This window comes from Pseudomonas bohemica, from assembly GCF_002934685.1.
Classification (GTDB): domain Bacteria; phylum Pseudomonadota; class Gammaproteobacteria; order Pseudomonadales; family Pseudomonadaceae; genus Aquipseudomonas; species Aquipseudomonas bohemica.
Map to the genome: position 1 here is coordinate 45165 of NZ_NKHL01000087.1, position 8016 is coordinate 53180.

The following is an 8016-nucleotide window of genomic DNA, read 5'->3' on the forward strand; positions in this document are numbered from 1 at the left end:
CGCGGCAAACCTGTACCCGGCTCAAGCACCGGCGAGAATTTCCCGGGCGCAGATGTAGCCCCAGGTCATGTTCGGCCCCAGGGTCGTGCCTGCACCCACGGCCCGCGTGCCGATCGGGTTGGCCATCGCCACGCCGGCGCAGTAAAGGCCCTGAATGCGGCTGCCATCCTCGCGCAACACGTGGCCACCGCTGTCGGTACGCGGGCCGCCCTTGGTGGCGAGGAACGAACGGTTGAACGGCATGGCGATATAATGCCCGCCCTGAATGGCTTCCAGGCCCGCATGAATACGCTTGTCCTCGGCGGCATGAGCACCGCCGATGTCGGAGCGACCGAAGTCTTCATCGACACCGCTGGTGCAAAAGCCATTGAAGCGCTTAACCGTGGCCGCCAGCGCTTGCGCCGGCACGCCAATTTTCTCGGCCAGTTCGGCAAGGCTCGCCGCACGCACCAGCCAGCGCCGATCAAAGCGCCAGAACCAGCGCAGCAACGGCGCACGCTTCAATAGCCTGGCATCGGAGACAACCCAGGCGGGCAGATGCAACGTTTCATCGCCGTGGCCGCTGCGCTCGTCCAGCGCTTCACCGATATTGAAGGTGAACTCGTTGACGAAACGCCGCCCATGGCGGTTGACGATGATCGCGTTAGGCTCGTAATGGAAGAACACCGCCAGGCAATGCGCGCGGCCCTCATAGCGCCACGGCATGGCTGGGTTGATGTTGGCCTGGTCCATGTTGGCCAGCCGTGCGCCGATGGCCTCGGCCATGCGGTGGGCATCGCCTTCGTTGCTGCGCGGGCTGGCGATGTAGTCCAGCGGCCCCGGAAAGTGCCTGGTCAGCCGTTCGGCATCCCACTCGAAACCGCCACTGGCGAGAATCACCCCGCGCCGGGCGACTACCTTCAGCCATTTGCCGTTCTGTTGTGCCCAAGCGCCGGTCACACGACCGTCTTCATCCTGGACCAGTTCGGTTACCCGCGCCTCCAGTTCAAAGCTGCAACCGTGCTGCCTGCAACCGGCCAATAGGCCGAGAATCAAGGCGGCCCCTTTGCTGCGCGTGCCGCTCAACCAGCGCCAAAGCAGCTTCGGCGCCAGGCGCAGGGCGCTGGCAAAGGGGTGATGGTAAACGTCGAGACCAATGATCTCGTGATAACTGTAGAACTGCGGCAGCGGCGATGGCCGTAGCCGTTTGACCCACGCGCCAAGGCCAAGGCCGGCAGCGCGCAGGGAAAGGGGTGCAAGCATGCGCCCGGCGCGCTTGGCACCGGGGTATTGCAGTAAAGGGTCGGGCTCACCGGTGAGTTCAAAGCGCAGGGGGGAATTGGCTTCCAGGCTGGCCAGCATTGGCCCGGCCTCTGCACTGAAGCGCTGCCAGAGTTCATCCTCACTGTCGCGCCAGCCACGGGGGGCGCTGGCGCGCAGGTACATCAATGCTTCTTCGGCGCTGTCTGCCAGGCCCGCAGCGCGCGCGTGATGGTTGTTCGGCACCCAGGTGGCGCCGCCCGACATCGCGCTGGTGCCGCCCAGCCAGGTGGTTTTCTCCAGCACCAGCACCCGCAATCCACCTGCCGCAGCAGTGAGCGCAGCGGCCAGCGCGGCAGACCCGGACCCGACCACCAGCACATCGCAAGCCAGCGTACGGTCGGGGGAAGCCGGTAGCGGCTGGGCAGCCACCGCCGGATTATCAGCAAGCCGACCGGTCATGTCAGGGCTTCGGGTTCTGCAACGGGTTGGTTGCGGTCAAGTTGATGCCTGGGGTCGGCAGCTTCAACGGGGCCAAGTCCCATTTGTCCATGATCTTGTCGTAGTTGCCACTGGCCTGAACGGCCTTGAGGGCAGCCAGCATGGCATTGGCCAACTCGGTGTTTTCCTTTTTGATGACGATGCCCAGGTAGAACTTCGGCATCAGGTCGGAGGTGATCACCTTGATCGGCTTGGGCGCCGCTTTTTCAATGTCTTTGGCGGAGGCCGCATCGTTGACCACGAAGTCCGCACGCCCGGAGTACAGCGCCATCAATACCGCGTCAGCACTGGGGTACTGAGCCAGCTTGATCGGTGGCTTGCCAGCGTTCACGCAATGCGGCGAGAACAGATCGGTGATGGTCGGTGCAAAGTCGGTACCCGACTGCACAGCGGCGGTCAGGCCGCACAACGACAGTGGGTCGTCAGTGACCTTGGCGTTGCTTTTCAGGGTATAGAAGGCGTTGGTCGCATAGGAGAAGTCGACGAAGGTCACCTGCTTCTCGCGCTCCAGCGAGTCGGAAATACATTCCATGGCCACGTCGTAGCGAGCGCTCTGCACACCTGGAATCAAGCCATCGAAGGCGATAGAGCTGGTTTTCACCTTGACGCCGAGCTTCTGGCCCATGGCATCCCACAGATCCGGCTCGTAACCGATCATCGTCTTGTTGTCAGCGGCGAAGGACTCACAGGGCGGATAATGGGCGTCGGTTACCAGGTTGATGAAACCGGCCTTGCGAATCGCCTCGGGCAGCATGGCGTGCAAGGCCGGGTCCATGGTTTCAACAGGAATACTGAGCTCGGTGGCAGCGTCGGCGTACGACCAGAGGCTGCAGGTCAAGGCAAAGAGGGGCAAATGCATACGGAGCGACTGTCTAGGGTTCATCGGCTTCTCATCTCGGGATCAGTGCGCACTGCTGGTACGCTCAGCCAAACCTGCGGGCGCCCTCCACAAGCGACGCTGAAAACCATTGAGCAACAAGCATGCCACTAAAATTAATCGAATGATTAATAAAAACCGCCATTGATCGGCTTGATATTTTTCCCTTAAGCCCCCGCCAGCATTGACCCAAACAAGCGCACCAGAGCAGCGCATCGGCGCACGAAAAAACACCAATTTCGTGCATGTTAATTCAACGATTAATTTATTCTTGCAAGGAGGCAACCTCGGGCATAGTCTCTTCGGGACATCCAGCTGAACCTTCAGAAGGGCATTACCATGAGCAATCCGGCAACAGCCACGATTACCACCGACCAGATGATTGCGCTTCTCGAACGCGAACGCGAAGCCATCTGGCGCACCATGCCCCACGAAGTTGCCGCCATTGGCCGCGGCGAAATCCCCAGGGGTACCGGTGCTCGCGGGCAATACCTGAGCACCTTGATGTTCGCCGAGGGCGAAACCCGTACCTTGGCCGACGAGATGTTCTGGGGCCTGATCGAGGTGTGCCGCAAGCCAGACGCCGACCTCGGCACCCTGAAAATGATCATTAGCCAAATCATCGGCTACAAGGCGGACTTCTTCGACTTCGTCGGCCTGCCAGCTGCCGCGGCCATGGTTCACCAATACGTTGCCGCTTCCGAAGCCACCGCGAGTCTAGACGAGCTGGAACGCCTTACCGGCGCAGCCCTGTCCTGGGCCAACCGCCTGCACATGTGGGTCGACCACGTTTACCCCTGGGGTGTCGGTGACGGTTTCCGTAAACCCAAGACTAAAACCGCCACGGCCTGAATCGCCCCCTTTACGTATCGAGGTGCCCGTTATGCGTTTGCGCTTGAAAGTCGAAGGCCAGTCCATCTGCCTGATCGAGATATGGGAAGACAAGGTGCCTAACCTGGCGAAGATCTTCCGCGAGAAGCTTCCACTGCAAAGCTCCCTGCAACACGGCAAGCTGCTTGGCGACCTGGTGTTTTTCACCCTGCCGATCGTCGCCCCCTGGGAAAACCGCTACCTGACCCAGGATGTAGGCCGCGAGCGTATCGCCAAGACCGGCCATGCCGCCGGCGCCGTATGCTTCTACAGCCCGCGCCAGCAGCTGTGCATCGTCTACGGCGATGACGTCTCCGCCGAGCCGTTGCCGATCTCGTACATCGGCGAAGTGATCGAGGGCGCCCTACAACTCAAGGTCACCGGCATGGAAACCTGGTTCGAACAGGGTGCGCTGGTGGAGTTGGAAATCGCCGACTGAGCAGCGAGGGAACGCCTCAGCCTCGAGGGCTGAGGTGTTCCAGAATCAACTCACGCATGCCGGTAATGGCGCGCTTGTAGTTGAATTTGGGGAACATCATCGAACGGAACAGCACGCCGTCCAGGTAGGTGGAGATGAACATCGACATCTCCGCCGGGTCGACCTCGCGGAACACGCCGCTGGCGATCCCGTCCTTGATGGCCTTGCGCAGCACCAGGGATTCCTTGTCGTAGAACTTCTTGATGGCCTTGTCGATGCGCGCCGTATAGCTCTGCGCGCGGGCGTAGTCGAGGCTCACCTTGGCGAGTTTTTGCAGCAGGGCGAACTGCAGGATATGGATCTGCAGCCACAGCACGATGATCGACTGCGGGTCGGCTTCGTCGGACTTCACCGCGTTGAATTGCCGGAAGGCGTCCTCCACGGTGGATTCGACCACGCCCAGGAACAGCTCTTCCTTGCTACCAAAGTAGTAATAGATCAGCGCCGAGTTCATGCCGGTGGCCTTGGCAATGTCCTTGATGGTGACGGTGGAATAGTTGTGCTCGGCGAACAGGTTCAACGCTGCGGTTTGCAGAGTCTTGGCCACATCGGACTGCTGGCGTTTGTCGCGTACCGCAGCGATGTCAGCTTCTTCGCTATTGCTGGCTGCAGCTTTGACCAGGTTTTTCTCGAGGACCGCCGTTTTGTTTTTCAATGCCATGTCAGACCCTGGACTCTTCAGATTCCCGCCAACTGCGGGGCGAGACCGATTATCAGCCGGACGCGGCCTTTAGTCCATGCGCTAATTAATTGATTGTACGATTGAACGCTAGCAGATCCAACGGCATAGACATCCTATAACCTTACTGAGAACCTGACCGATGGGCACCGAACCGCAACGATTCAACCTCGGCGACCTGCCCCTCCAAAGGGGCGGCGTGCTGCATGATGCCCAGCTGGCCTTCGCAACCTGTGGCCAGTTGAACGCAGCAGCCGACAATGCCGTGTTGTTACCCAGCTACTACACCGGCAATCACGACTCGTACCGTGCCTGGATCGGCCCCGGCAAGGCACTTGACCCGGCGCGGCACTTCATCATCACCGTCAACCAGTTCGGCAACGGCTATTCGACGTCGCCGAGCAACTCGGTACGCCAGTCCGGCGCGCGCTTCCCGGAACTGACCTTGGGCGACAGCGTGAACGCCCAGGCGCTGCTGCTGGAGCACCTGAGGGTTAACTCCCTCGCATTGGTCGCCGGCTGGTCGATGGGCGCCATGCAGGCGTTCGAATGGGCCGTTCATTACCCAAGCAAGGTCCGCGCGCTGCTGGCCGTGTGCGGAACGGCGCGCTGCTGGCCGATCAACCAGGTATTCCTGGAAGGCGTGCGCGCCGCGCTGCAGGCAGACAACACCTACGCAGCCGGCCGCTACCTGGCGCCGCCGACCCGTGGGTTAAGGGCCTTCGGCCGCGCGTACGCTGGCTGGGCCTACAGTGCAGAGTTCTTCCGCAATAGCCTTTACCAAGGCATGGGCTTTCCGAACCTGGAAAGCTTGCTGCGCGACTGGGAAGACGACCACTGCCAACACGACGCCAATGACCTGCTCGCGGTGCTCGACGCCTGGCACCGTGGCGATCCGAGCCGCGCAAGGCACGAACTGCGGCTGACCGAAGCATTGTCGCAAGTGCAGGCACGTTGCATTCTCATGCCATCGAGTACCGACGCCTACTTCGTCGCTGAAGAGGCGCGCATCGAATGGTCCTGCCTGAAGAATGCCGACTGGCGCCCATTGAAGTCGCCGTATGGCCACTGCGCAGGTGCGCCGGGACGGTTTGCGGCGGAGAGTGCCAAGGTGGAGCAGGCGATTCGGGATTTGCTGGGGTAAACAGCTTCCAAATCCACCACCATCCAATCCCCTCGCCCCGTTGGGGGAGAGGGCTAGGATGAGGGGGCAATTCTGGCTCTTGCATCCCATTCAAGATCGACCCCTCACTCCAACTCTTTCCCCAGGGGGAGAGGGCTGAGCTGCGGTGGATTCGACAATTATCACAGTTCAGCTCAACGCACCCCAATCCCCTCCAGCGACCCAAACTCCTTCTCCAGCATCGGCAGCACCTCACTACCAAACCGCTCCAGCGACCGCCGCGCTCTTTCAATCGGCATATCCCCAAACTGAAAGAACGCGTTGTAGTGAATCGGATCGACCGCGCGTATTTCCTCGGCAATCCGTTCTGCCACGTATTCAGCCGGGCCGATGATCAGGTTATCGCGAAAGGTCTCCAGCGGCGGCTCATTGACCAGTGGCGGCGCCTGCACCATGGAGCCCTGCAATACCAGATCCGGCGAGCGCAGCGCAGCGACCATACGCCCCACATAGCGGGCCCGTTCGGCGGCATCCAGCGCCTCGCTCGGGCTGTCGGTGACGTGAACGTATTGCTGCAATGCCACCGGGATTTTCGCCGCGTTCAAGCCGGCCTGGGTGCAACTCTCGCGCATGTGATCGACCATTTGCAGCAACATCTTCGTCCCCCGCCAGCCAGCGGTCATGAACGGCGTTGGGCTCCACGGCGCCAACACAGCGAGAACATCCGGCGCCGATGAGGTGCAGTACAACGGCGGCATGCCACCGTTACGCGTACCCAGGGTAATCGGCGTATGCGGCACGCTGACGTGCTTGCCCTGGAACTCCACGCTACCGGTGCTCAGTACCTGGGACAGCACCTCCCAATACTCGAGAAACACCTCGGTTTTCAGCGCTACATCCTGGCCATAGCGCTCGAACTCATATGCCTGGTAGCCCGTGCCCACGCCCAGCACGGCGCGCCCACCGCTCAATTGGTCAAGCAAGGCGATTTCCTGGGCTACGCGCATCGGGTCATACAGGGGCAAAACCACCACAGCGGCACCAAGTTTTATACGTGAGGTATGCCCGGCCATGTGAGCAGCCACCATCAAGGGCGAGACACTGACCGAATAGTTGGTGAAATGGTGCTCGGCGAACCAGGCCACGTCGAAACCGATTGCCTCGGCGAGCGACACCATCGAACGAGTGTCATCGACAACCCCGGCTACGCCTTTGGGGTTGTCGCGATAGCCCATCAGGTTGAACAGACCAAATTTCATGCAAACCACCTTCTGGCAGACGGCGCGAGCGCCCCAGCGGGCTCACCTGCCAGTCTGCAAGCAGGTTCCAGGCCAGAAATTAATCGAGCGATTAAAAAATAGCGTTTTCCGGTGTGACGGGTTCTGTCCAGTTGGGCTGTACATGCGCCTCAGACGGCGGGCTCCAGACGTTGAGCGAGTCCGACTATGCAGTCGGGTCAACGAGCTGTTTACACAAAGTCGAAGCGCTGCCGGCAGCCGCGGCATCGTGTCGAGGATGCAGGAAGATGGCGAGCAGATTGGCCGGTTCAAGGTACGTGGCCTGATGCGGGAGCTGGGATTGATCAGCAAGCAACCGGGATCGCATGCTTATAAAGAGCGACGGTGGAGCGACCAGATATTCCGAATATTTTGAATCGAGAGTTCGATGTTCCTGTGCCCAATCAGGTGTGGTCCGGCGACGTCACTTACATCTGGGCGCAAGGGACTGTGGCGATCTTTGACCTGGGACCGTGGGAGGGCGCTATCGGATCAGGGTCGATTTACCATCGAATCCGGAGTGAAGATTTTCTTTGCTGACCCCCATAGTCCATGGCAGCGCGTCACGAACGAAAAATACGAACGGTCTTCTACGGCAATACTTCCCGAGAGGCACCAACCTGTCTCGTCGGAGTGCCCAAGAGATCCATGCAGTAGCCCACGCACTGAACACGAGACCCCGAACAATACTCGGCTGGAAAACACCTGCCGAAGCACTTAGTGAGTATCTAAAATCTGTCCAGCAATCCAGTGTTGCGACGACCGGGCGAATCTGCCTTATCAACTCCGGTTTAGTTAAGTGACTCTGAGTAATCCAGAGTGTAAGGATACTGATTTCTTGGTCTAGCCTCTGTAGCGGCCGGCATGGTTTGTTGGTTGGACGCTTACAAACAATGAATCGCCCCGGATTTTCTAGACACTCTCCAAGCTCAGGAAATAGCGTTTCTCATACTCTACTGGAGACAGCTGCAT

7 protein-coding genes and 2 pseudogenes are annotated in these 8016 nt (G+C 60.1%); 5 read left to right on the plus strand and 4 right to left on the minus strand.

Going from position 1 to position 8016, the window contains the following annotated elements; genetic code table 11:
- Positions 1-21 precede the first annotated feature (21 nt).
- The gene (locus CE491_RS05550; RefSeq protein WP_110947356.1) at positions 22-1701 is read right to left on the minus strand and encodes an FAD-dependent oxidoreductase; all 1680 of its coding nucleotides are present in this window, start codon (positions 1699-1701) and stop codon (positions 22-24) included.
- A 1-nt stretch (position 1702) separates the two neighbouring features.
- A complete protein-coding gene (locus CE491_RS05555) occupies positions 1703-2599 on the minus strand; it encodes an ABC transporter substrate-binding protein (RefSeq protein WP_110947357.1) in 897 nt (298 codons plus the stop codon).
- Between the two features lie 357 nt (positions 2600-2956).
- Between CE491_RS05555 and CE491_RS05560 the strand changes: the two genes are divergently transcribed.
- Together CE491_RS05560 and CE491_RS05565 are read left to right on the plus strand one after the other, a co-directional pair.
- Positions 2957-3469, plus strand: coding sequence for a cucumopine synthase-related protein (locus CE491_RS05560; RefSeq protein ID WP_199885001.1), 513 nt, complete (start codon positions 2957-2959; stop codon positions 3467-3469).
- A gap of 31 nt (positions 3470-3500) precedes the next feature.
- The gene (locus CE491_RS05565) at positions 3501-3926 is read left to right on the plus strand and encodes a DUF3830 family protein (RefSeq protein WP_110947358.1); all 426 of its coding nucleotides are present in this window, start codon (positions 3501-3503) and stop codon (positions 3924-3926) included.
- 16 nt (positions 3927-3942) lie between these two features.
- Here CE491_RS05565 and CE491_RS05570 read toward each other — a convergent pair whose 3' ends face one another.
- Entirely contained in the window at positions 3943-4626 is a 684-nt protein-coding gene (locus CE491_RS05570) for a TetR/AcrR family transcriptional regulator (RefSeq protein WP_110947359.1), read from the minus strand.
- A gap of 160 nt (positions 4627-4786) precedes the next feature.
- Here CE491_RS05570 and CE491_RS05575 point away from each other — a divergent pair, with 160 nt between their 5' ends.
- Positions 4787-5788 (plus strand): alpha/beta fold hydrolase, encoded by a 1002-nt coding sequence (locus CE491_RS05575; RefSeq protein WP_110947360.1) that lies wholly within the window; start codon positions 4787-4789, stop codon positions 5786-5788.
- Between the two features lie 173 nt (positions 5789-5961).
- Here the strand turns inward: CE491_RS05575 and CE491_RS05580 are convergent, their stop codons facing one another.
- The gene (locus tag CE491_RS05580) at positions 5962-7026 is read right to left on the minus strand and encodes an LLM class flavin-dependent oxidoreductase (protein WP_110947361.1); all 1065 of its coding nucleotides are present in this window, start codon (positions 7024-7026) and stop codon (positions 5962-5964) included.
- Positions 7027-7165: 139 nt separating this feature from the next.
- Here CE491_RS05580 and CE491_RS05585 point away from each other — a divergent pair.
- Positions 7166-7491, plus strand: a pseudogene (locus CE491_RS05585) (IS3 family transposase); the annotation flags it as partial.
- A gap of 1 nt (position 7492) precedes the next feature.
- A pseudogene (locus tag CE491_RS05590) lies at positions 7493-7847 on the plus strand (IS30 family transposase); the annotation flags it as partial.
- Between the last annotated feature and the right edge of the window lie 169 nt (positions 7848-8016).